This is a genomic window from Rhodoferax sp., assembly GCF_023701345.1.
Taxonomy (GTDB): domain Bacteria; phylum Pseudomonadota; class Gammaproteobacteria; order Burkholderiales; family Burkholderiaceae_C; genus Rhodoferax.
Genome location: NZ_JAMPXE010000047.1, coordinates 1 through 23,492, shown reverse-complemented (window position 1 = coordinate 23,492; position 23,492 = coordinate 1). Strand labels below are relative to the sequence as shown.

Sequence of the window (23,492 nt, the reverse complement as noted above, 5' to 3'; positions counted from 1 at the left end):
GCACCCCGGCTGACATCTCTGACCCGCAAGAGCTGATCGCGCGCGCCAGGGCGTTAAGCGCCGAGCTGGACACGCCGATTGCACCGGGCTTCGATGCCCTGGTGTTCAAGGCGGCGCGCGGCATCGAGGACATTTATGAGTTGACCTATATCCGCAAGGATGGCAGTCGCTTACCGGCGGTGGTGTCGGTCACGGCGCTGCGCGACGATCAGGACGCCATCATCGGCTACCTGCTGATCGGCACCGACAACACCGCGCGCAAGCAAATCGAGGCAGATCAGGAACAGCTTGATCAGCGCTTGCGAGACCAGCAGTTTTACACCCGATCACTGATTGAGTCGAGCGTCGACGCGCTCATGACGACCAATCCATCGGGCATCATCACCGACGTCAACAAGCAAATGGAGGCGCTCACCGGGTGTACCCGCGACGAGTTGATCGGTGCGCCGTTCAAAAACAAGTTCACCGAACCGGAGCGGGCCGAGGCGGCCATCAAGCTGGTGCTGGGTGAAAAAAAGGTCAGCAACTACGAGCTCACCGCGCGCGCCAGGAATGGCAAGGAAACGGTGGTGTCCTTCAATGCAAGTACCTTTTATGATCGTGACAGGAAGTTGCAGGGCGTGTTCGCCGCCGCGCGTGATGTGACAGAACGCAAACGTCTGGACGTCGAGCTGGAGGGGGCCAAATCCCTGGCGGAAAAAGCCAACCTCGCCAAATCGGATTTCCTCTCCAACATGAGCCACGAGATTCGTACACCGATGAATGCCATCATCGGCCTGTCTTATCTGGCGCTCAAGACCGAGTTGACCCCGCGCCAGCGTGACTACATCAACAAGATACAGGGCTCAGGGCGACATCTGCTGAGCATCATCAACGATATTCTGGACTTTTCCAAGATCGAGGCGGGCAAGCTGACGGTTGAGCGCACCGAGTTTGAGCTTGCCAAAGTACTCGATAACGTGGCCGCCCTGTTCTCCCAGAAGACCACTGCCAAGGGACTGGAACTGGTTTTTGATGTGGACAAGCATGTGCCACGCCAGCTGATCGGTGATCCGATGCGCTTGGGACAGATTCTGATCAACTACTTCAACAATGCGGTCAAGTTTACCGAGCGGGGGGAAATCGACATCCTGATTCGGATCAAGGAGCAGACCTACCAGGATGTGCTGCTTTATTGTGCAGTGCGCGATACCGGCATCGGCTTGTCCCAGGAGCAGATGGGGCGCTTGTTCCAGAGGTTTTCGCAGGCCGACACCTCAACCACCCGCGAATTTGGTGGCACCGGCCTGGGTCTGGCCATTGCCAAAAAATTGGCTGAACTGATGGGCGGCGAGGTTGGCGTGGAGAGTGAACTCGACAAAGGCAGCACCTTCTGGTTCACGGCGCGCCTGGACAAAAGTATTGGCCAGCAGCGCAAGCTGGTGCTGTCGGGCGATCTGCAGGGCAAACGTGTGCTGGTGGTGGACGACAACGAGAACGCCCGCCTGGTGCTGGATGAGCTGCTCAGCACGATGAGCTTCAGTGTGGATCAGGCCGCCTCGGGATTGGCGGCCATCGAGGCGGTGGCGCAGGCTGACGTGCGGGGCTCGCCTTACGAGATCGTTTTTCTCGATTGGCAGATGCCGGGCCTGGATGGCATCGAGACCGCCAGACAACTCAAGGCGCTTGCACTTGGCCACCCGCCGTGCATGATGATGGTGACCGCTTACGGCAGTGAGGATGTCATTAAAAGCGCGGAGGCCACAGGCATCGAAGAGGTGTTGATCAAGCCGGTCAATGCGTCGGTGCTGTTCGAAGCTGTGGTGCGCCTGCTCGGAGGTACCCTTGATGGTGTGCGCACCGTTGGTGACACACCAAGCGATGCTTTTACACAACTCACCGGCATCATGGGGGCCCGCATTCTTTTGGTAGAAGACAACGAGCTCAACCAGGAGGTAGCCATCGACCTCCTGACCGATGCCGGATTTACCGTCGATCTGGCCCAGAATGGTCAGATCGCGCTGGAGAAGGTGAAGGTGGCTGACTACGACCTGGTACTGATGGACATGCAGATGTCGGTGATGGACGGCATTACCGCGACCCGGGAGATCCGCAAGGAGCTGCGCTTGCAGGAGCTGCCGATCGTGGCGATGACCGCCAATGCCATGCAGGGTGACCGCGACCACTGTATCGCTGCGGGTATGAACGATCACGTGGCCAAGCCGATCGAGCCCGACGCCTTGTGGCTGGCGCTGCTGAAATGGATCAAGCCGCGCAATGCAAGGCCAGCCATGGCCGCGCCCAGGTTGCTGATGGTGCCCGATATCGACCTGCCAGCCGGCATCGAAGGGCTGGACATGGTTAATGGCCTGCGCCGCGTACTTGGCAAGAAGCCCCTCTATCTCTCAATGCTGCGCAAATTTCGCGACGGCCAGAGGTCCGTGCCGTCAGAAATCCTCGCAGCGCTGAGCGGTCAGGACTGGAGTAAGGCGGAAATCCTCGCCCACACACTCAAAGGTGTTTGCGGCACTATTGGCGCCAATGGCCTGCAGCAGTTGACGGCGCTACTGGAAGGCGCGATCAAGGAACGCCGTGCGCGCCCGGAGGTCGATGCCCGGCTCGAGGACTTGAAGGCCCCGCTGGTCACACTGATTGCCCAACTGGACCAGCAGTTGCCGGAGGCACAGGCCAAGACCATCGTCACGATCGATGCTGTCACGCTGAAGGCGGTTTGTGACAAGCTTGAGGTTTTGCTGGCCGACGACGACGCGCAGGCAAGTGATGTTCTGGAGGCGAATTCCGACTTGCTCTATGCCGCCTTCCCCCATCACTACCGCAAGATTGAGGATGCCGTCCGGTCATTCGACTTTGAAGCCGCACTGACAGCATTAAGGGCCGTCAATGGCACATCCACCTGAAAGTGATTGCCATGGATGAACTCAATGCCAACGAAAAAGCCACCATCCTGGTGGTTGATGACACACCGGAGAATTTGACATTGATGAGTCACCTTCTGTGGGGACTCTACAAAATAAAAATCGCCAACGGTGGCGAAAGGGCGTTGAAGATCGCAATGTCCGAGGTGCCACCGGACCTGATCCTGCTCGACATCATGATGCCGGGCATGGATGGCTACGAGGTCTGCCGGCGACTCAAGTGCGACCCCAGGTCGATGAACATTCCCATTATTTTTCTGACGGCCAAGGCGGGCCTGGAGGACGAGAGGAAAGGGCTGGAACTGGGTGCGGTGGACTACATCACCAAGCCGATCAGTCCCTCCATCGTACTGGCGCGGGTGAAGAACCATCTGGCGCTCAAGGCCATGGGTGACTTTTTGCGCGACCAAAACAGTTTCCTTGAGTTTGAAGTGGACAAACGAACGCGCGAAGTGATGGCGATCCAGGACGTGACCATCCTCGCGATGGCTTCGCTGGCTGAGACGCGCGACACCGAAACCGGCAACCACATCCGGCGCACCCAGTTCTATGTCAAGGCGCTAGCCGAAAAATTGCGTGATCATCCGCGTTTTGCCTGGTTTCTGAGCGACAGCAACATCACCATGCTTTTCAAGTCGGCACCGCTGCACGATCTTGGCAAGGTGGGTATTCCGGATCGGATACTGCTCAAGCCGGGCCGCTTTGAACCGGAAGAGTTCGAGATCATGAAGACACACACCACGCTCGGATACAACGCGCTCGTGCATGCCGAGAAGGCGCTCGGCATTGATGTCGATTTTCTCTCCTTCGCCAAGACCATCGCTCTGTCGCACCAGGAAAAATGGGATGGCAGCGGCTATCCGCAGGGGCTCGCTGGCGACGACATCCCGATAGCGGCGCGCCTGATGGCGGTGGCCGATGTTTACGATGCCCTCATCAGCCGGCGCGTGTACAAGGCAGGTATGTCACACGAAAAGGCGGTGTTGATCATGAGAGAAGGCCGGGGCACACACTTCGATGCCGACATGCTCGACGCCTTCATTGATATTCAGGAGGAGTTCCGTGTCATTGCCCTGCGTTTTGTCGATTCAGATGTCGATATGCTCAAGAAAAAGAATTATTTAGAGCAAGTCGGTGCGGCATTGCCCGCAACGGTGACTTGATTATTCGCAATGCGATGGCGTAGCGCATGGTTATTCTGGCAACCGATATTTGCTCGTTTTACTTCTTGTCTGGAGATGCCATGAAGACCGATTCCGAAATCAAGAATGACGTGTTGTCCGAGCTGTTGTGGGACCCGCTTGTTTCCGAAACCAAAGTGGGGGTGACTGTCAATGAAGGGGTGGTGACCCTCACCGGTCACCTTGACACCTATGCCGAAAAAGTGGCGGCCAAGCGGTCTGCCGAACGCGTCAGCGGGGTCAAGGCGATTGCCGTTGAGATTGATGTGATCCCGGCCGGAATTCATCAGCGCAGCGATACCGAAATTGCATTGGCCGTGGAACACGTGCTGAGCTGGAATACCTCGGTGCCGCAGGATCGGGTCAAGGTGACCGTGGAGAAGGGTTGGGTGACCCTGACGGGTGATCTCGACTGGAACTTCCAGCGCCGGTCGGTTGAGCGCATGATTCGCCCGCTCAAGGGGGTGGTGGGCATCACGGACAACATTCAGCTCAAGACGCTGCCGGTCCCGCTCAAGCTGCAGGAGCGGATCCAGGAGGCGCTGACACGTCAGGCCATGCGCGAAGCTCGCCGGATCGAGGTGTCAGTCGAGGGCAGCGAGGTGACCTTGCGCGGCCAGGTGCATTCCTGGGCCGAAAGGAATGCCGCCGAAGGTGCAACCTGGTCCGCCCCCGGCGTGGTTCGCGTCAACAACCAGTTGACGGTTGAGGCTTGAGCTGCCATGCGTCAAGCGCTGCCCCATGCCTGGTTGTTGGCAGAGGCCATCGAATGGCTTCAGGGTGCGGGTCGGCTGCAGCGGCAGTTTTTTCAGTTGGGTCGGTCCGGCGATTTGCCCCTGTGGGAGCCGCCGGTAGACATGTTTGGCAACGAACAGGCAATTTGCCTGCTCATCGCGCTGCCGGGGGTCGCAGCGGAACGCATGGACGTCAGGCTGGAGCAGCAGGCCGTCGTGGTGCGTGGCGAGCGCTCTCTGGCCGGTCACTTTGCCGCTGGCACGATTCTGCAACTTGAAATCCCATACGGCCGCTTCGAACGCCGAGTTCCCTTGCCTTATGACGACTACCGCGTGGCAGACATGGTGCTGCAGGACGGCTGCCTGCGACTCACCCTTGAGCGGATGTCATGAACCAGACCAAACCCATGCTGGATGACGAGGCGCCGCAATTGCAGCGCGCGCTGCCCGACGATGCCATGGTGATTGTGCCGGTGCGCAACATGGTGCTGTTTCCCGGCATGATCCTGCCCATCAGCATTGGCCGTGAGCGCTCGATCAATGCGGCCCAGTACGCCGTCAAGGCCGAGCGGCCGGTCGGCGTCCTGATGCAGCGCAACCCGGAGGCCGACGACCCTGCGCCCAATGACCTGGCGGCCATGGGGACCGTGGCCGCCATCCTGCGCTATGTCACCACGCCGGATGGCTCGCACCACATCATTTGCCAGGGGCAGCAGCGTTTTCGGGTGCTCGCTTACCTGGACGGCTTTGATTTCATGGTGGCACGTGTCGAGCGCATCGTTGAGACCGCAGCCGAGGGCGACCGGGAAATAGAAGCCCGCTACGTGCAACTCAAGGAGCGTGCGCTGGACGTATTGCAACTGTTGCCCAAGGTACCCCAGGAGATGCTGCAGGCGGTGCAGGACGTTGACAGCCCCGGCATGCTGGCTGATCTGGTGGCCGCTTACGTGGACATCAAGCCTGCCGAAAAACAGGAACTGCTCGAAGAGGTCAACCTGCGCCAGCGGCTGGACCGCGTCATTGACATGCTGGTGCACCGCATCGAGGTGTTGAACCTGTCGCGCGACATCGACCAGCGCACCAAGGCCAGCATCGGCCAGCGCGAGCGTGAGTTCCTGTTGCGCGCGCAGCTCAAGGAAATCCAGAAAAAGCTCGGTGAAGACGGCGGCGACAACGCGGCCGAACTGGCTGAACTGCACAAATTGATCGACGAGGCCGGCATGCCCGAGGAGGTGGCCAAACAGGCCGAAAAAGAACTCAAGCGGCTGGAGCGCATGTCTGACAGCTCGGCCGAATATTCGATGGTGCGCACCTATCTGGACTGGCTGCTGGAAATCCCCTGGAAAGCACCGGAGCCCGATGCCATCGACGTGGCGCAGGCGCGTCAGGTGCTCGATGACGACCACTTCGGCCTGGAACAGGTCAAAAAGCGCATCCTTGAATTTCTGGCGGTGCGCAAGCTCAAACCTGGCGGCCACGGCCCGATCCTGTGCCTGGTGGGGCCGCCGGGGGTTGGCAAGACTTCGCTGGGCCAGTCCATCGCACGCGCATTGGGTCGCAAATTTGCCCGGGTCTCGCTGGGCGGGGTGCACGACGAGGCCGAGATCCGGGGCCACCGGCGCACCTACATCGGCGCTTTGCCCGGCAACATCATCCAGGCGCTCAAAAAGGCCGGTACCCGTGGCTGCGTCATGATGCTCGATGAAATTGACAAGCTTGGCACCGGCGTGCACGGCGACCCATCGTCGGCCATGCTGGAGGTGCTCGACCCGCAGCAGAACAACAGCTTCCGTGACAACTATCTGGCTGTGCCATTTGACCTGTCCCAGGTGATTTTCATCGCCACCGCCAACATGCTCGACACCATCCCCGGACCGCTGCGCGACCGCATGGAGGTGCTCCATCTGGCGGGCTACACCCAGGAGGAAAAGCGCGAGATTGCCAGGCGTTATCTGGTGCAGCGCCAACTGGAAGAGACCGGACTCAAGCCCGGGCAGTTCGCCCTCACCGACGAAGCCCTGATGAGCATCATCCGCCACTACACGCGCGAGGCCGGCGTGCGCAACCTGGAGCGCCAGATTGGCGCGGTCTGCCGCCATGTGGCGGTGCGCATAGCCGAGGGCAAGATCGAGGCGCAAACGGTGGATGTGCCCGACCTGGGCGACATCCTGGGACAGCCACGGTTCGAGAACGAAGTCGCCTTGCGCACCGGCATGACCGGGGTCGCCACCGGCCTGGCCTGGACCCCGGTGGGCGGCGACATCCTCTTCATCGAGGCCAGCCGCACCCCCGGCAGCGGCCGCCTGATCCTGACTGGTCAGCTCGGCGACGTGATGAAGGAGTCCGCGCAGGCGGCCCTGACGCTGGTGAAGTCACGGCTGCTGGCCCTCAAGCTCGAAGCGGGCGCCTTTGAAAAAGTGGATGTGCACATTCATGTGCCGGCCGGCGCGGTGCCCAAGGACGGGCCCAGCGCTGGGGTGGCCATGTTCATTGCGCTGGTTTCACTGTTCATGGATCAGCCGGTGCGCAGCCAGGTGGCGATGACCGGCGAGATCAGCTTGCGCGGCCTGGTGTTGCCGGTTGGCGGCATCAAGGAAAAAGTACTCGCCGCGCTGGCCGCGGGCATCAAGACCGTGATGTTGCCGGCGCGCAACCGCAAGGACCTCGAAGAGGTGCCAGAGCAGGCCCGGACGCAGCTTGAATTCATTTTTCTCGATGATGTGGAACAGGCCTTGCAGGGTGCGATCGACATGGCGCCTGTCGAACAGCCGGTACCTTGAACCGGTCCCCGTCACTTTAGCCTGTCCTGAGCCTGTCGAAGGGTTCGAAATGACGTTTAGCCGTGCAAAAACTGAATGGCCGCGTTGAGCAGATACAGGGCCAGCAGCGCCAGGCTCGACCAGGTGGCGATGCCCGCGACGCGCCGGGCAGGGCGGCTGGCCAGCGACACGATCACGATGGCGCTCATCAAACAGGCCGTAAAGGCTGAAGCCGCATGCACCGGTGACAACTGCGCATAAATGGACCCCTTCACATAGGCCACATCAACGAGCGCCAGGATCAGCACATCAAACAGGTTGCTGCCCAGCAAATTGCCCAACGCCATGTCAAGGGCGCCAATGCGCACCGCGCCCCAGGTGGTCGCCATTTCAGGCACGGTGGTGGCCAGGGCGATGAACAAGGTGCCAACAAAGGAGTGGGTCCAGCCCATCAGCCGGGCCAGTTCGACGCCAATGATGGGCAGCCAGATGCCGGCGCCCACAATCACGATGGAGGCCATGCCGTAGCCCATCAGGGCGGCTTTCAGCGTCAAGGTCGGTCGTTCAGCTTCCCCGGTACGCGCAGGGTGGTGTTGTTCTATCAGATAAATGGTTCGCATGGCCACCAGATAGACACCCAGCAACAGCAGACTGGCGACGCTGATGTGGCCAATGGACGGCATCATGTTCTGTGTGCCAAGCAGTACCGCCAGCCCCGCAGCCGCCAGCAACAGGACACCGAAGCCAGCCGAAACCACATGGCCGGGGCCGACCTCCTCGTAGAGACTGCCCTGACGGTAGAGGAGGTCAACCATGGCAAGAATGGTCAGATTCAATACGCAGGCACCCAGCACGTCGCCCACGGCAATGTCAGGCGCTGCGGCCACCGTGACCGCGCTCAAGCCCGTGACCAGCTCCGGCAGCGAGGTCACTGTGGCCAACAAAATCAGCCCCACCCAGTTGCGCGACAGGCCGGTGTGTGCGGCAATGGCGTCGCCATAGCGGCTCAGGCGCACGCCGGCAAAGCCGATCAGGCCTGCGCACAGCGCAAATTCCAGCCAGATTAAGACAATCGGCTTCATAGCTCGGCAGCCAGGCTGGCAGGATTTTGACCCCTGTGCCGGCGCCAGGCTTTCTCAATTTCTACAGTCACCCCTACCACGGCCGCGGCACCCAGGCAGATGGCCAACTCGGCCAGGCTCAGGGGCTGGGTTTTGAAAATCGGGTTGAGCGCCGGCACGTAAATGGTCGCCATTTGCAACACAAAGGTCAGCAGCACGGCGCCCAGCAAAGGCTTGTTGCTGCCCAGGCCGAGCTGCCAGAGTGAGTCGCGCTCGGAGCGGATCGCCATCACATGGACCATTTGGGACAGCGTGAGCACGGTGAACACCATGGTTTGCCAGTGCGCGTGGTCAGTGGACAAAGCCCAGGCCTGAACCCCCAGGCACAGCCCGGCAATCAACAGGCCTATGCCCAGAATGTGCTGCCACATGCCATTGGCAAACAGGCTTTCGGTGTGGGCGCGGGGCGGGCGCTGCATGACGCCGCGCTCGGCCGGTTCAGCCGCCAGCGCCAGGCCGGGCAGGCCGTCGGTGACCAGGTTGACCCACAGGATGTGGATCGGCAGCAACGGAATCGGCAGAAAAATCAGCGGCGCCAGAAACAGCGTCCAGATCTCGCCCGAGTTGCCGGTCATGGCGTAGCGCACGAACTTGCGGATGTTGTCGTAGATGCGCCGGCCTTCGCGCACTGCCGCCACTATTGTGGCAAAGTTGTCATCGAGCAGCACCATGCTGGCCGCTTCCCGCGCCACGTCGGTGCCACCCTTGCCCATGGCCACGCCAATGTCGGCGCGCTTGAGTGCCGGGGCATCGTTCACGCCATCGCCGGTCATGGCCACAATCTCGCCCTGCGCCTGCAAGGCCTCGACAATGCGGATTTTTTGCGCGGGATCGACCCGGGCATAGACCTGCACCTCGGCCACGCGCAACAACAGCGCGGCGTCGTCGAGTGCCGCCAGGTCCTGCCCGGTCAGCACCTCGGCCTGCGCGTCGTCCACGATGCCCAGCCGCAGCGCAATGGCGCGTGCCGTGGCCGGGTGGTCGCCGGTGATCATGACCGGCGTAATACCGGCGCTGATGCAGTCGCGCACGGCCGCTGCTGCCTCAGCGCGCGGCGGATCGATGAGCGCGATCAAACCGAGAAATTGCAGTTGCTGCTCGACTGTGTCGGGCGCGTTCGTGTCCGGCAATTCCAAATGATCTCGCCGTGCCAGTGCCAGCACGCGCAGGCCCTGGGCGGCCAGGCGGTCGGCCTGGTCGATCACCCCGGAAGCGTCAAGAGCTTGCCGGCCATCCGCTGACCATTGCGACTCGCAGCACAGCAGCACCGATTCGGGCGCGCCTTTGGTGTAAGCGACAAAACCTGCCGGGTCAGGGTGCAGGGTGGTCATGCGCTTGCGTTCGGAATCAAACGGCAGCTCTTTCAGGCGCGGCCATTGGGTATCCAGTGCCGCCTTGTCAACGCCGCCGGACTGTGCCACCACGACCAGCGCGGTCTCGGTGGGGTCGCCCTGCCAGTCCTGTGCGGCGCTGGTGCCGCCGTTTTGATGCGCGTCGTTGCACAGGGCGGCAGCGCGCAGGGTCTCCAGCAGCACCGGCCCTGGTTGGTCTTCGCCCGGCAACCAGGACTGGCCGTTGGTCCACACCAGTTCGGCGTGCATTTTGTTTTGCGTCAGGGTGCCGGTTTTGTCAGAGCAAATGGTGGTGACCGAGCCCAGCGTTTCCACCGAGGGCAAACGCCGCACCAGCGCGTGCACCGCCACCATGCGCCGCGCGCCCAGCGCCAGCAGCACCGACACCACGGCCGGCAGTGCCTCGGGGATGGCAGCCACCGCCAGACTGATGGCCGTGAGCGCCATCAATAGGGCCTGCTCGCCGCGCCAGATGCCCGCCACAAAAATCACCACACAGATGCCAATCACCACCAGCGCCAGCCGTTTGCCGAAAACTGCCAGCCGCCGTTGCAACGGCGTGGTGCGGTCTTCCGGGTCCAGCAGTTGCGCCACTTTGCCGAGTTCGGTGGCCGAGCCAGTGGCCACCACCAGGCCGCGTGCCCGGCCGTGGGTGGCAGTGGTGCCCTTGAACGCCATGTTGAGGCGGTCGCCCAGGGCGCTGTCGGCCGCATCGGGCAGCGCCGCGCTGTGTTTGGCCACGGTGACTGACTCGCCCGTGAGCGCCGACTCGTCCACATGCAGTTGCGCGGTGTGGATCAGCCGCAGGTCGGCGGGCACCTTGTTGCCGGCCTCCAGCAGCACAATGTCGCCCGGAACCAGCTTGTGCGCCGGTACTTCCTGCCTTTGGCTGCCGCGCAACACGGTGGCCTGGGCGGCAGCAAGTTGTTTCAGTGCCGCCATGGCCCGGTCGGCGCGCCAGCTTTGCATGAAACCAATCACGGCATTGAGCAGCACGATCACCAGAATGGCCACGGTGTCAATCAGGTCGCCAATGAGGCCCGACACCAGCGCGGCTGCCAGCAGCACCAGCACCATGAAGTCGGTGAACTGGGCCGCCAGTATGGCCAGCGGACCGCGTTGCGCCACGCTGGGCAACTCGTTGGGGCCGTGACGTTCGAGGCGCCGTTCCACTTCGTCCGTGTGCAGTCCGTGCTCGGGGTCGACTGCGTGCTCGGCTGCGAGTTCGTGTACCTCGCGCTGGTGCCAGCCACGCGGATCAGGATCTTCGTTCAGAGGTGCTTCATTGGTTTTTTGCATGCGCGCTGCATCGAGTCAAGTCTGTCGCAAATGGCCCGGCACCAGGGCTTGCAGCGACTGCACCTGGCGCTGCAGAAGTTCGATCTGGCGCAGCTTGTCAAGCAGAATTGCCACGGTGAACAGATCCAGATCAAAGTCCATGCGCAATTTTGCCACCGTGCGCAGCGGCACCACCCAATGGGCACTGAAGGCAAAATCGGGTGCGGTATCGGGCAGGGGCAGCAGGGCGTTGTAGCCCATCAATTCATCCAGCTCGGCCGGGCTCATGCCGCAGTATTCAGCAAGCTCGGTCAGCGTGATGGCCTCGGTGGTGTCAAGGCTGAAACTTTCGATCATTGCGGTTGTCATGGTGTTTTTCCTGGGTCTAGGCAGCGCGAGGCTTGAAACTTGAGACTTTGGCCAATTCCTGGAACAACTCGCGCTCACGCGTTGACAGCGTGGCGGGCACGTCGATGTGGACGATGGCATAAAGGTCGCTGTGCTCCGGGGCCAGACCCCGGCCGCGCAGGCGCAGTTTGCGCCCTGCGCGCGTGCCCGGCGGCACGGTCAGCAAGACGGGTTTCTCCAGTGTCGGAATTTCGACTTCGGCACCCAAAGCGGCCTCCCAGGGGCTCAGTACCAGGTCAAAATACAGGTCGTGACGGTCCGGCCGGAACACCGCGTGCGGTGCCAGCTTGACCTGCAGATAGATGTCGCCATCAGGCCCGCCGTTGCGGCCCTTGCCACCTTTGCCGCGCAAGCGCAATTTCTGGTCCTGGCAGGCCCCGGGCGGAATGGTGACTTGCAGCGTGCGTTGGCCCGCGCCATCGGCCAAATTCAAATTGACGGTGGTGCCGCGCCGTGCGTCTTCCAGCGTGATCGTGACCGAACTCTCATAGTCGTGCCCCTTGATCGGCATGGCGTGTTGTGACCCGGCTCTTTGACCCCGGCCCATGGCTGCCAGCAGATCGGCCAGATCCAGGTCTTCAAACGCCATACCACCCGGCGCAAAATCCTGCTGCCATTGCGGCGGTGGTCTGAAGTCGGCACCGGCCGCGGGGTGACCCAGTTCGTCGTAGGCGGCGCGCTTGGCGCTATCTTTGAGCGTGGCATAGGCTTCGGCGGCCTCCTTGAAGCGGGCCTCGGCATCCGGCGCCTTGGACACATCCGGGTGGTGCGCGCGTGCCAGTTTGCGGTAGGCCTTCTTGATGTCATCCAGGCTGGCTGTGCGCGGTACGCCCAGCGTGTCGTAATAGTCTTTGTACTTCATCGTTCGACCAGTTTGCAGGCAGGGTCAATGGGCTGCGTTGCGTTTGCTCAAGAAATGTTAACGCGTCTCGCCAAAAATTTGCCAGGCCGACAAGAACATGGCGGCAATCAGCGGTCCCAGGATAAAGCCGTTGATGCCAAAGATGGCCATGCCGCCCACGGTGGTGATCATCACCACATAGTCGGGCATGCGGGTGTCTTTGCCCACCAGAATTGGGCGCAACAGGTTGTCTACCAGACCGATCACCAACACCCCGTAAGCGGTGAGTGCCAGGCCATGCCAAAGTGCGCCAGTCACCAAAAAATAAAGCGCCACCGGCCCCCACACCAGTGCGGCGCCAACGGCGGGCAAGAGCGAGAAGGCCGCCATCAGCACCGCCCACAGCAAGGCGCCGCTGACGCCCAGGGCCCAGAAGGCCAGGCCGCCCAGGGCGCCCTGGATCAACGCCACCAGCAAATTGCCCTTGACGGTGGCACGCACCACGGTGGCAAACTTGTGCCACAGTTTTTGCCGGTGCACCGGGGCCAGCGGAATCATGCGCCCGATGGCTCGCACCGTGCTGTCGCCATCGCGGATTAAAAAGAAGGCCAGGTAGAGCGCAATGGACAGGCTGACCACAAATTCAAAGGTATTCTGGCCAATTGTGAAGACCTGGGTGGCTGCAAACTGCGAGCCTTGCGCCAGCGCAGCCGTCAGCCGGCGTTGCAGGGTGGCAAAGTTGACCAGGCCAAAGCGATCCAGTATGGCGCCGACCCAATCCGGCAAGCGGTTGAAGGCGCGATGGAAATACAGGGCAGGGTTGATGTCCCCTGATTGCAGACCTTGGTACAACCAGGCCGCCTCCTGGGCCAGCAGCAGCATCACCAGCGTCAACGGCAAAATTACGATCAGCAGCACGATGCCCAGTGTGCACAAAGCGGCCAGCGTTGGCCGGTGGCCGACCCGCGGCAGCAGCCAGCGGTGAAACGGTGTAAACAACAGCGACAGGATCAGTCCCCACATGATGGCTGCGTAGAACGGCAGCAGGATGCTGACCAATGCCAGGGATACCAGCACCAGCAAGACCACCAAAGCCCAGTTTTCACGGGACGTGTCATTGGCATCCGCAGGACGAGGATTTGGCATATGGCGTCAGGGCTTCTCTTGGGAAGCCAGGGTCTTGATGAGCTGCGGCATGAGTCCGGCGAACAAGGCCGACATGGACAGCCAGCGCCATGCCTTGGTGCGCACCAGCAAGGCAGCCGTCAGGGCCGTGCCCATGACCAGGGCCAAGGGCTGGTTCCTGGCCACAGTGGTGACCAATCCGTAGGCGGTTTTCGCGAGCAGGCTGACTTGTACGCCGCCTGCTGAATGGGAACCGACCTGGCTCAGGGCCTGACGTAATCGATCACGCGACTGCGTTAAGCGTTCACAGGCGACTTGAGTGCTGTTCATGGTGCTTTGACCGCGCGCAGCATGGCCCTGTCGGCACGGATTTGTGCACGCATTTGTTCAAAAAACAGGGGTGGACTGCTTTTGCGCGCAAACCCCCAGCACCCCAAGGCCAAAACCAGGGGCACCATGGGCGTAGCCAACAAAACCCATGGGGCCTGAATTGCGCCGGCGGGCAGCACGGCCCACAGCATGACTGCCACGCCTGCCAAAATGCCAGCTGACAACAAACTACAGAGGGTGATGGCTTGCCACATGGTCCAGCGCTGCAATGCGGCGCTGGCCTGGCCCATTTCTTCGGTGAAAAGTTCGCCATAGGCCTGCGCATGATCGGCCAGCAATTGCGGCCGGGCCAGCAACAGTTCAAGCAGAGGATGCATCTGCGGCAATCGTTTGCGGCTTTAGTAGCGGTTGCGGGAGTGGCTGAACAGGCTGATCAGTGCCATCAGCGCGGCGCCGGTGGCGGCCGCCATCAGCATGGCTTTGACGGGCTCGTGCTGGATGAAGCGTACCGTATTGTCCGAGGCATGTTCTGCCTTGACGCGCAATTGATGCGAGGTGTTGCGCACGCCCTCCAGCGCACTGTTGGCCAGTTGCTGGCTTGTCTTGGCCACTTGATCGGCGGCATGGGTGGCCTGGTCAACCAGGGTGGTGGCAATTTCGGTGGGTTTGTTGTTAAACATGGGGTTCCTTGGTGTTGAGAAGAAGGGTAAGAAAGGACTTGAAGTCAGCGTTTTTTGATGAGGCCAAACAGAAAACTGGCAATGGCCAGAATCAAAAATACAAAGAACAGTGTTTTGGCAATACTGACGGCACCGGCGGCAATGCCGCCAAAGCCAAACAGGGCAGCAACCAGGGCGATGACAAAAAATACAACGGCGTAGTGCAGCATGGGAAGCTCCTGGGTATCAAGCCATGGGGCTTGGGAAGCCTCAATTTAAGAGAATGCAGCGATTCCGTCTGTTCGCTGTCGTACACAGCTGGTGTTTAAACCACTCCGTCAAACATCATCACGCTGACCTCGTCGCCGGCGGCCACGTTGCCCTGCGCATGGTGCAGCACGATCAGGCCGTTGGCACGCACCATGGAGCTGAGCACGCCCGAGCCCTGGTTGCCGGTGCTGGCCACCTGCAGGCTGCCGTCGCTTGCCGTGTTGACGATGCCGCGCTGGTATTCGGTGCGGCCGGGTTTCTTGCGGATGGCCTCGGTGCTGATGGCTGTGAGCAGCGGTGGCGCGCTGCGTGTGCATCCCATCATGCGCAACAGGGCAGGGCGCACAAAAGCCAAAAAAGTCACCATCACGGCGACCGGGTTGCCGGGCAGGCCAAACAGGACGGTGGGTTTGGGGTTCAAAATGCGGCCCACGGCCATGGGCCGGCCGGGGCGCATGGCAATCTTCCAGAAGGCCACGTCGCCGAGCTTTTTCATCATGGTTTTGGTGTAGTCGGCCTCGCCCACGCTCACGCCGCCGCTGGTGATGATGGCATCTGCCTGCAGGGCGGCCTGCACAAAGGCGGCTTCCAGGGCTTCGGGCTGGTCGCGCACCACACCCATGTCGATCACCTGGCAGCCCAGCCGGGTCAGCAGGCCAAACACGGTGTAGCGGTTGCTGTCATAAACGGCCCCCTCGCGCGGCGGCTCGCCCAGGCTCAGGATTTCGTCGCCGGTAGAAAAGTAAGCTACCTTGAGGCGGCGCAGCACCGGCACCGTGTCAATGCCCAGACTGGCCACCAGCCCCAGCGCGGCCGGGGTGAGCAGCTCGCCCTTTTGCAGAGCCGGCCGGCCCTGCATCAGGTCTTCGCCGAGGCGGCGGCGGTTGTCGCCGGCTTGCAGCACATTTTTGGGGATGGTGATCCGCTCGCCCGCCAGGGTGGTCAGCTCTTGCGGTACCACGGTGTCCAGGCCTGCGGGCAGGATGGCGCCGGTCATGATCCTGACGCACTCGCCAGGCTGCACCTGGCCGGTCCAGGCCTTGCCCGCCAGCGCGGTGCCGATCACGCTCAGGTTTAGCGGTGCGTCGACTGTCAGTTGGGCGCCGTCAAAGGCATAACCATCCATGGCCGAGTTGTCGTGCGGCGGCACGCTGATGGGGCTGATGACGGCCTGCGCCAGGACCCGCCCCAGTGCCTGAAAAATGTCCACTTCTTCCTTTTCGGTCACGGGCTCGACCAGCCTGGCCAAAAAGTGGCTGACCATGTCGGCGCTCAGGGCCTGCGGGTCGTAGCCGGCGAGTTCGCTGGCTATTTGTTCCAGCGTTTTCATGCCGCGCGGCTTTCAAGTTGCTGCAACTCGGCCAGGGTGTTGGCGTTGAAAAAGGCCTGCGGATCGTCGCTGGGCGCATCAAACGCCACCACGTCGGTGGTGTGCAAGGCCGTCCAGGCGTCAATTTTGCGGCCGCCCTCCTGGGTAAAGCGCACCAGGCTTTCCAGCAGCTCCGTGCGCAGCAGGCAAAACACCGGCTGGGTGCGCACCTGCATGTGGCCGTCCTTGCCGGTCTCGGGGGCGGCGGCCATGGCGATGTCGGCGTTTTCGGCTTCCAGCGCGGCTGCCAGGCGCTGCGCCAGATCCAGCGGCAGCAGCGGGGTGTCGCAGGGCACGGTCAGTAAATAAGGGGTTTCGCAGCGTTCCAGCCCGGTCAGGAAACCAGCCAATGGACCGGCGTAGTCGGCCAGCACATCGGGCCAGACCGGCGCGCCAAAAGATTCGTAGGCGGCCAGGTTGCGGTTGGCATTGATCATGATGGTGCCCACGCCGCCGCCCATTTGCAGGCGCGTCAGGGTGTGCAGCGCCAGCGGCAGCCCCATGAAGTTCTGCAGGCCCTTGTCAACGCCGCCCATGCGCGAGCCGCGCCCGCCCGCCAAGATGAGGGCAGTAATGTCTGTTGGGGTAATCAAGTCAACCTCCGATGTAACTCATTTCAACGCGTTTCACCGGGGCACCCGAATCAAAAGGCATGTTGCTGCGCTGTTCGGAATAATTGTCGTTTCTGGCTTGCCAGATGTGGCTGATGGCGCTCGCCAGGTCGGCATCTGATGCGTTGCCGCGGATCAGGCTGCGCAGGTCGTAGCCCTGCGACGCAAACAGGCACAGGTACAGCTGGCCCTCGGTCGACAACCTGGCGCGGTTGCATGCGCCGCAAAAGGCCTGGGTGACGCTGCTGATCACGCCAATTTCGCCCGCCGCCGGGTCATGCCGTCCATGGGCATCGGCATAACCCCAGCGCGAGGCGGTTTCGCCCGGGTTGCTGGGCTCCAACTGCACCAGCGGCAGTTCGGACTGGATCAGTTGGACCACCTCGCTGGAGGGCATGACCTCGTTCATGCGCCAGCCGTTGGTGGCGCCCACGTCCATGTACTCGATAAAGCGCAGCACCATGCCGCTGCCCTTGAAATAGCGCGCCATCGGCAGGATTTCCTGCTCGTTGGTGCCGCGTTTGACCACCATGTTGATCTTGATCGGACCCAGGCCGGCAGCGCGCGCCGCCGCGATGCCGCCGAGCACCTCCGCCACCGGAAAATCAACATCGTTCATGCTGCGAAAGACGGCATCGTCGAGCCCGTCCAGGCTCACCGTGACCCGTTTCAGCCCGGCATCCTTGAGCGCCTGGGCCTTGCGCGCCAGCAGCGCGCCGTTGGTGGTTAGCGTCAGGTCGAGCGGCAAGCCCTCGGGGGTGCGCAGGCAGGCGAGTTGTTCGACCAGATGCTCAAGGTTTTTGCGCAGCAGCGGCTCGCCGCCGGTGAGGCGGATTTTTTGCACGCCATGCGCCACAAAGACCCGGGCCAGGCGGGTGATTTCTTCAAAACTCAGCAGGTCAGCGTGTTTGAGGTAGGGGTAGTCGGTGCCGAAAATCTCTTTGGGCATGCAGTAGTTGCAGCGAAAGTTGCAACGGTCGGTGACGCTGATGCGCAGGTCGCGCAACGACCGACCGCGCGTGTCGGCCAGCAGTCCGTTGGCCCCTGAGCGCGTGCTGGCATTGAAGGCAACTACGGGCACGGCCAGGCCGCTGGGCCGCACATCCATCAGAGGGATGACGCGGTGGGTGTCTCGATCTGTCATTGTGTTCATGCAGGCATGGGCCTTAAGTGGTGACGAATTTTGGCATGAATCGGACTTACGCAAAACCGCCCCAGCGTTGTTGTCCCTCCTTGCCGCATGTCTGTACTGCCAGCGTCGGAACGCCTGACTGGAACAATTTTGTGTAAGTCTTGAGGAGGGATTACTACGTTACTGGTGGGTTTTTGCAGGGTGATCATTGTCATCGCCTCACGCATGTTAGCTTCCGAAGGTCGCCAGCAGCTCATCGAGCTCGGTATCCACCCGACCGAGGTTGCCAACGTGGCCCAGTTGATGGCGTCCGGATTGTGGCGCTGGGAGCGAGGTAAGCATCGAGGGCGGTTGGTTGATCAGGATAGCCAATCAAAAAATGGGGCAACCTAAGCAGCCATTACCCCATTCTTCAACTTTATTGCATGACACGATGCTTTTTGTATGGTGAGATACCACCTTATGCAACAGCCTCACTGAGTAGCTAAGCGGTCTGCCTGTTAGACTGACGACGATTTTGAACGACTTTAAGGTATAAAACTGAGCGTTAAGGCCATGAATTCCGAACCGTGGGTCACTGCCATCGATGTTGCCCGGCATCTGGGCGTTGTAAAGGACACTGTCTATCGCTGGCGGGAGCGCAAGGGCCTGCCTGCCCACAAAATCGGCCGCCTGTGGAAATTCCAATTGTCCGAGGTCGATGATTGGGTGCGCGTGGGTGGTGCAAACGAAGGCACTGCCCCTCTTGGCGGGCTTATATCCAAGCAGTGACTAGTAAACATCACTCGAATAAGACAGGATCCTGCAGAAATACCTTTGACAGACGGAGCAGACAGAATGAGCAATTACAAAAAAGAATACGAGCTTTGGGATGAGTTCCTCAGCGTTTGGCCTTTGGCGCGTCTGACCACGATGACGCTGGATGACTATACCCAGGCGGGGTCGAAAGACAGCTTTACCCGGTGGATTGAGGCGCGGCTAGACGAGTTAGGGAGCATCTGGGGCGGCTCGTCGTTCAAGTTCGGCGTGTTCTCGCGCAAGGACACCGATAACAAAACGAGTGACGCCAAGCTGAGCTATTCCGATACCCACGGCTGGTATTCCTCGTTGGGCACTTCGGCGGAAGAAGCCTTCCTGCAAGTGCGCAGCCACGTGGCGCAAGTGGCTGCACTGGCCGCGCAAGGCGATCTCGACGGTATCGAGAAATTTGAGCATCTTGGCGAAGCCTACAAGTGGAAGATCGCCTTCCACTATCAAAATCGCCAATCGCCCGTTATCGTGGATATTTTCAAGAAGGCACCGCTGGCGGTCTTCGTTGGCGACACGGCGGCCCGCAGCATGGCGACTTTGCAAAAGGCGGCGGTGGCCAAGCGCCCTATAGAGCTAGGCGTTCTGGAATTCGGGCGGCAGATTTGGGAGGCGTGGAGCCAGAAGAATCTGGCGGTCTGGAAGCTCTCGCATGGTGATCAACCGTTCACGAGTGCCGAGCGGCAACATCTTCTGGATGGCCAGTTGGTGGCAGTACACCGCGACACCGGCAAAGAGCAAGGCAAGAAATTCGTCGAGGCACCGGTCGGCACCTTGTTTTTCCTGTGCCACGGTAACAGCCCACAGCGCATCGGGCAGTTCACGTCGGAGGCATTGCCTTGCGAAAAGGGCGAAGGTTGGCTCCAGCGTAGTTACCGTGTGCTCAAGCCTGCGCAGCGCACGGATCGCTATACAGTCAACTCCAAGTACTGGTCTCCGCAAGGGAATTCGACATTTTCACTGGTTGGCGCGCACGATCTGCCGGAGTTTGAAAGCACTTTGCTCAAACCCTTCTTCGGCACGGACTTGGCAGAACTGGCGGGCCTGGCTGGCGAACCGATTGAAGCAGCCAGTCTGAAAATTGCTACCTCGCCAGGCCCCTCGACCCCATTGCCGGTTGCTGCGACCAAGCCCATCGATACCGCCGTGAATCGAATCTATTACGGGCCGCCCGGCACGGGCAAGACTTACACCCTTACCCGCTTGCTGAAACAAGACTACGAGCAGGCGATGCAGTCGGTGTCTCCCGAAGAATGGCGCAGCCAGGTCATCGCGGAAAAGATCGCCGTACTCAAGTGGTGGGAGTGCGCGGCAGCGGCACTGTATGACCTCGGTGGCAAGGCCAAGGTGAGTGAAATAGCCGAACACCCGTTTATCCACGCCATCGTCTCGGCCAATGGCTCGAACCGCAATGTGCGGCAAACGCTGTGGCGCACCTTGCAGAACCACACGGTGGATGAGTCGGCCACGGTGAAGATGAAGAAGCGGCTGAGCCCCGCTGTGTTCGACAAGTCCACTGAGTCGGTATGGCAATTTGCTGGAGACTGGCAGGATGCCTGTGAGGATCTGATTGCACTCGTCGATCAACTGAAGGCTGGCCACCAGAATGCGGGAGCGGTGCAGCGCTACAGTTTTGTGACCTTCCACCAGTCCTACGGATATGAGGAGTTCGTCGAGGGTTTGCGACCGGTGTTGAATGACGATGCCGAGGCTGGGGAAATTCAGTACGAGATTCGCCCGGGTGTATTCAAGGAGTTGTGTCGCAAGGCACGCCTCGCGCCGGATCAACGCTTTGCGATGGTGATCGACGAGATCAATCGCGGCAACATCAGCAAAATCCTCGGTGAGTTGATTACGCTGATCGAAGCAGACAAGCGCGATCCACTCGACGGCAGCAGGCCTCCCGCCGAAGTCACGCTGGCCTACTCTGGCGAAAAGTTTGCTGTGCCTGCCAATGTGGACATCATCGGCACGATGAACACGGCGGATCGCTCGCTGGCCTTGCTGGATACGGCTCTGCGACGGCGCTTCGATTTCGTGGCTTTGATACCCGACACCCGGCATGAAAAAGACCCCGCCGATCCTGACAGCGCGCCACTGGCCGGTCTGGTGGTCACGCTCGACTCCGGGCTCATTGATGTACGGGAGATGCTGCATCGAATCAACCAGCGGGTCGAGGCGCTGTACGACCGCGATCACTGCATTGGTCACGCCTACTTTACGGCGTTGGCGCAGGTGCCTGATGGCGATGTGCGGTTTGCAGCCTTGGATCTGGTATTTCGCAATCGCATCGTGCCCCTGCTGGAAGAGTACTTTTTCGAGGACTGGCAGAAGATTCGGCTGGTGTTGGGAGACAACCAGAAGAAAGACGAGCAGACGCACTTCATCCGCGAAAGCCTGGATCACGAGCAAGACTTGAATAGTCTGTTTGGCAGCGATCATGGCCTGGACGCATATGGCACCAAGCGGCGTTACTCCGTGCAAAAAAGTGCGTTCTCGAAGCCCGATGCCTATATCGGCATCTACCAAACGCTGATCACCTGACAGGCAAGGGAATGCAGATGAGCGGCATCACGATCTACGAATTCGATGCGCTGGTGCCGACAGTGCCGGGCTTCAGTGAGACCGAAGGTTTGCGCGGCGTCCCGCCCACCGTGTTCAATTGGCTGGAATTACAGTGTTTACGCACCGCTGAGCAAGGCGAAGCCGCCTGGTTGCGACTGACTCAGCGGCGTGGACGCCGATCCGTTCAGGTAACGAGTTTTGTGGGTGTCATTCGTGCGCCCGACGGATGCCAGATCGAAGTGTTGCCCAAGGTGGGCAAAGCCATCGGCGGCGGTGACAAGGAGGCGAGGCAACTGCTGATCGAGATGCTGCGCTGCCTGGGCGGTTTCCGCCATATCCAGACCGACAGCGCCAAGCTTGCCGCCGCGCGTATGCCCTTGCTGGAGGTCTTCATCGGGGAGTTTTTGCGGTCTGTGGAACATATCGTCAAGCGTGGCCTGCGCAGCGATTACACGAGCCGTCAAGGGAACCTGTTTGCACTGCGTGGCAAGCTGCTGGTGTCTCAGCACCTGCATCAAAACCTATGTCGGGCGGATCGGTTTTTTACTGAACACGACGAGTTTTCGACCAGCCGCCCGGAGAACCGCTTGCTGCATTCGGCGTTGCGTTGCACGCTGTTGTTGTCGGCATCGCAAGCGAATCAGCAACTCGCACGTGAACTCTGTTTCGTCTTTGCCAATGTTCCGCCCTCCAGCCAGTTTGGACAAGACTTCCAGCGAGTGCGATTGGATCGGAGCATGGGTCACTACGCAGACGCGCTCGCATGGGCACGCCTGATTCTGGAAGATGAATCGCCCCTGACCGGCACCGGCAGAAACCGCGCACCCTCGCTGCTCTTTCCAATGGAGGCGGTTTTTGAAGCCTTTGTTGCCAAACATTTGGCTCGGCAACTGGCGCAGCCTTTCACCCTGAAAACTAAGGCTCGTAGTTTTTCCCTCGTCAGACACCAAGAGCAGAATTGGTTTCGACTCAAGCCGGATTTTTTGGTACGCGAGTCGGTGAGCGACAAATTGGTGCTGGACACCAAGTGGAAGCTAATCGATGGCACCAGAGCGAACGGCACCGACAAATATGGTCTGGCACAAGCCGATTTTTATCAACTGCTTGCCTACGGCCATAGTTACCTCGATGGCGCTGGAGATGTTGTCCTGATCTACCCCAAGACGGACACCTTCAGTAAACCGCTGGATGTTTTTGAATTCCCGAAAGCTGCGGGATTAAGGCTGTGGGTGCTGCCGTTTTGCTTGCGGGAACGTACGCTTGCCATGCCACAGGGTGCCTCATTCGCGGCAAGCTTCAATCGCGAGTCAGTAGTGGCTGTTCAAGGTCACAAATTTGAGTCGCCCAAATTGACTGAGAGTGCGCTGACATGACTGATATCGACAAAAAGAGGGCGGCTGGAATGAGCAAAAGCAAACGACCGCAAATTTCCAAGAAAAATGAGGTCTCACTTGTCCGTTCATCAGCGGCTGAATATCTGACCTTTGTCGCTGCAACGGGGAGCGCGCAAACCAGCGTGGAAATGCGCTATGAGAACGAGAATATCTGGTTGACGCAGAAGATGATGGCCACCGTCTACGATGTGTCGGTACCCGCCATCAACCAGCATTTGAAACGCATTTTTGCTGACAACGAACTCGAAGAAGCTGCAGTGGTTAAGCAGTACTTAACCACTGCAGCCGATGGCAAAAACTATCAGGTCAAGCACTACAGCCTGCAGGCCATTATCGCCGTGGGCTTCAAGATTGAAAACGAGCGCGCCGTGCAGTTTCGCAAGTGGGCCAACCAGATCGTCAAGGATTACACGATTCAGGGTTGGACGATGGATGTGGATCGCCTTAAAGGGGGCGGCAGCATCCTGACGGATGAATTCTTCGAGCGGCAACTGGAAAAAGTCCGGGAAATCCGCCTTTCCGAGCGCAAGTTCTACCAGAAGATCACCGATATCTACGCCACCTCGCTGGACTACGATCCGAGCGCCACGGCGACCAAACGCTTTTTTGCGGCGGTTCAGAACAAGCTGCATTACGCCATT

21 protein-coding genes are annotated in these 23,492 nt (G+C 60.5%); 9 read left to right on the top strand and 12 right to left on the bottom strand.

Annotated elements, in window-relative coordinates; genetic code table 11:
- The 5 genes from NDI87_RS08480 to lon form a co-directional block, all read left to right on the top strand.
- Nucleotides 1-2,897 (top strand): response regulator (locus NDI87_RS08480; RefSeq protein WP_296274727.1); only part of this gene is annotated, 2,897 nt, incomplete at its 5' end.
- 11 nt (nt 2,898-2,908) lie between these two features.
- The gene (locus NDI87_RS08475) at nt 2,909-4,078 is read left to right on the top strand and encodes a two-component system response regulator (protein WP_296274726.1); all 1,170 of its coding nucleotides are present in this window, start codon (nt 2,909-2,911) and stop codon (nt 4,076-4,078) included.
- Nucleotides 4,079-4,158: 80 nt separating this feature from the next.
- Complete coding sequence (locus NDI87_RS08470; RefSeq protein ID WP_296274724.1) at nt 4,159-4,812, top strand: BON domain-containing protein; 654 nt, start codon at nt 4,159-4,161, stop codon at nt 4,810-4,812.
- A 6-nt stretch (nt 4,813-4,818) separates the two neighbouring features.
- The gene (locus NDI87_RS08465) at nt 4,819-5,223 is read left to right on the top strand and encodes an Hsp20/alpha crystallin family protein (RefSeq protein WP_296274722.1); all 405 of its coding nucleotides are present in this window, start codon (nt 4,819-4,821) and stop codon (nt 5,221-5,223) included.
- Nucleotides 5,220-7,610, top strand: coding sequence for an endopeptidase La (gene lon, locus NDI87_RS08460; protein WP_296274720.1), 2,391 nt, complete (start codon nt 5,220-5,222; stop codon nt 7,608-7,610). Before NDI87_RS08465 ends, lon begins: the two co-directional genes overlap by 4 nt.
- A gap of 56 nt (nt 7,611-7,666) precedes the next feature.
- Here lon and NDI87_RS08455 read toward each other — a convergent pair whose 3' ends face one another.
- From NDI87_RS08455 to moaA, 12 genes are all read right to left on the bottom strand, one after another.
- A complete protein-coding gene (locus tag NDI87_RS08455) occupies nt 7,667-8,671 on the bottom strand; it encodes a sodium:calcium antiporter (protein WP_296274719.1) in 1,005 nt (334 codons plus the stop codon).
- A complete protein-coding gene (locus NDI87_RS08450; protein ID WP_296274716.1) occupies nt 8,668-11,361 on the bottom strand; it encodes a cation-translocating P-type ATPase in 2,694 nt (897 codons plus the stop codon). Before NDI87_RS08450 ends, NDI87_RS08455 begins: the two co-directional genes overlap by 4 nt.
- 15 nt (nt 11,362-11,376) lie before the next feature.
- Complete coding sequence (locus NDI87_RS08445) at nt 11,377-11,709, bottom strand: chaperone modulator CbpM (protein ID WP_296274714.1); 333 nt, start codon at nt 11,707-11,709, stop codon at nt 11,377-11,379.
- A 16-nt stretch (nt 11,710-11,725) separates the two neighbouring features.
- Complete coding sequence (locus NDI87_RS08440; protein ID WP_296274713.1) at nt 11,726-12,610, bottom strand: J domain-containing protein; 885 nt, start codon at nt 12,608-12,610, stop codon at nt 11,726-11,728.
- A gap of 57 nt (nt 12,611-12,667) precedes the next feature.
- Nucleotides 12,668-13,735, bottom strand: coding sequence for an AI-2E family transporter (locus NDI87_RS08435; protein WP_296274711.1), 1,068 nt, complete (start codon nt 13,733-13,735; stop codon nt 12,668-12,670).
- Nucleotides 13,736-13,741: 6 nt separating this feature from the next.
- Nucleotides 13,742-14,044, bottom strand: coding sequence for a hypothetical protein (locus tag NDI87_RS08430; protein ID WP_296274710.1), 303 nt, complete (start codon nt 14,042-14,044; stop codon nt 13,742-13,744).
- Nucleotides 14,041-14,421, bottom strand: a complete 381-nt coding sequence (locus NDI87_RS08425; protein ID WP_296274708.1) for a hypothetical protein — start codon at nt 14,419-14,421, stop codon at nt 14,041-14,043. Before NDI87_RS08425 ends, NDI87_RS08430 begins: the two co-directional genes overlap by 4 nt.
- A gap of 21 nt (nt 14,422-14,442) precedes the next feature.
- The gene (locus NDI87_RS08420) at nt 14,443-14,724 is read right to left on the bottom strand and encodes a hypothetical protein (RefSeq protein WP_296274707.1); all 282 of its coding nucleotides are present in this window, start codon (nt 14,722-14,724) and stop codon (nt 14,443-14,445) included.
- Between the two features lie 44 nt (nt 14,725-14,768).
- Nucleotides 14,769-14,933 carry a DUF1328 domain-containing protein gene (locus NDI87_RS08415; RefSeq protein ID WP_296274705.1) on the bottom strand — a complete coding sequence of 55 codons (165 nt, stop codon included), beginning with the start codon at nt 14,931-14,933 and terminating at the stop codon, nt 14,769-14,771.
- A gap of 95 nt (nt 14,934-15,028) precedes the next feature.
- Complete coding sequence (gene glp, locus NDI87_RS08410) at nt 15,029-16,303, bottom strand: gephyrin-like molybdotransferase Glp (protein ID WP_296274703.1); 1,275 nt, start codon at nt 16,301-16,303, stop codon at nt 15,029-15,031.
- Nucleotides 16,300-16,935 carry a molybdenum cofactor guanylyltransferase MobA gene (mobA, locus tag NDI87_RS08405; RefSeq protein WP_296274701.1) on the bottom strand — a complete coding sequence of 212 codons (636 nt, stop codon included), beginning with the start codon at nt 16,933-16,935 and terminating at the stop codon, nt 16,300-16,302. Before mobA ends, glp begins: the two co-directional genes overlap by 4 nt.
- 1 nt (nt 16,936) lies before the next feature.
- Complete coding sequence (moaA, locus tag NDI87_RS08400) at nt 16,937-18,097, bottom strand: GTP 3',8-cyclase MoaA (protein WP_296274728.1); 1,161 nt, start codon at nt 18,095-18,097, stop codon at nt 16,937-16,939.
- A gap of 543 nt (nt 18,098-18,640) precedes the next feature.
- Between moaA and NDI87_RS08395 the strand changes: the two genes are divergently transcribed.
- The 4 genes from NDI87_RS08395 to rhuM form a co-directional block, all read left to right on the top strand.
- A complete protein-coding gene (locus NDI87_RS08395) occupies nt 18,641-18,856 on the top strand; it encodes a helix-turn-helix domain-containing protein (protein ID WP_296274699.1) in 216 nt (71 codons plus the stop codon).
- 66 nt (nt 18,857-18,922) lie between these two features.
- Nucleotides 18,923-21,436, top strand: coding sequence for an AAA family ATPase (locus NDI87_RS08390; protein ID WP_296274698.1), 2,514 nt, complete (start codon nt 18,923-18,925; stop codon nt 21,434-21,436).
- A gap of 17 nt (nt 21,437-21,453) precedes the next feature.
- A complete protein-coding gene (locus tag NDI87_RS08385) occupies nt 21,454-22,830 on the top strand; it encodes an McrC family protein (protein WP_296274697.1) in 1,377 nt (458 codons plus the stop codon).
- Nucleotides 22,827-23,492 (top strand): RhuM family protein (gene rhuM / locus NDI87_RS08380; protein WP_296274695.1); only part of this gene is annotated, 666 nt, incomplete at its 3' end. The genes NDI87_RS08385 and rhuM, both read left to right, overlap by 4 nt.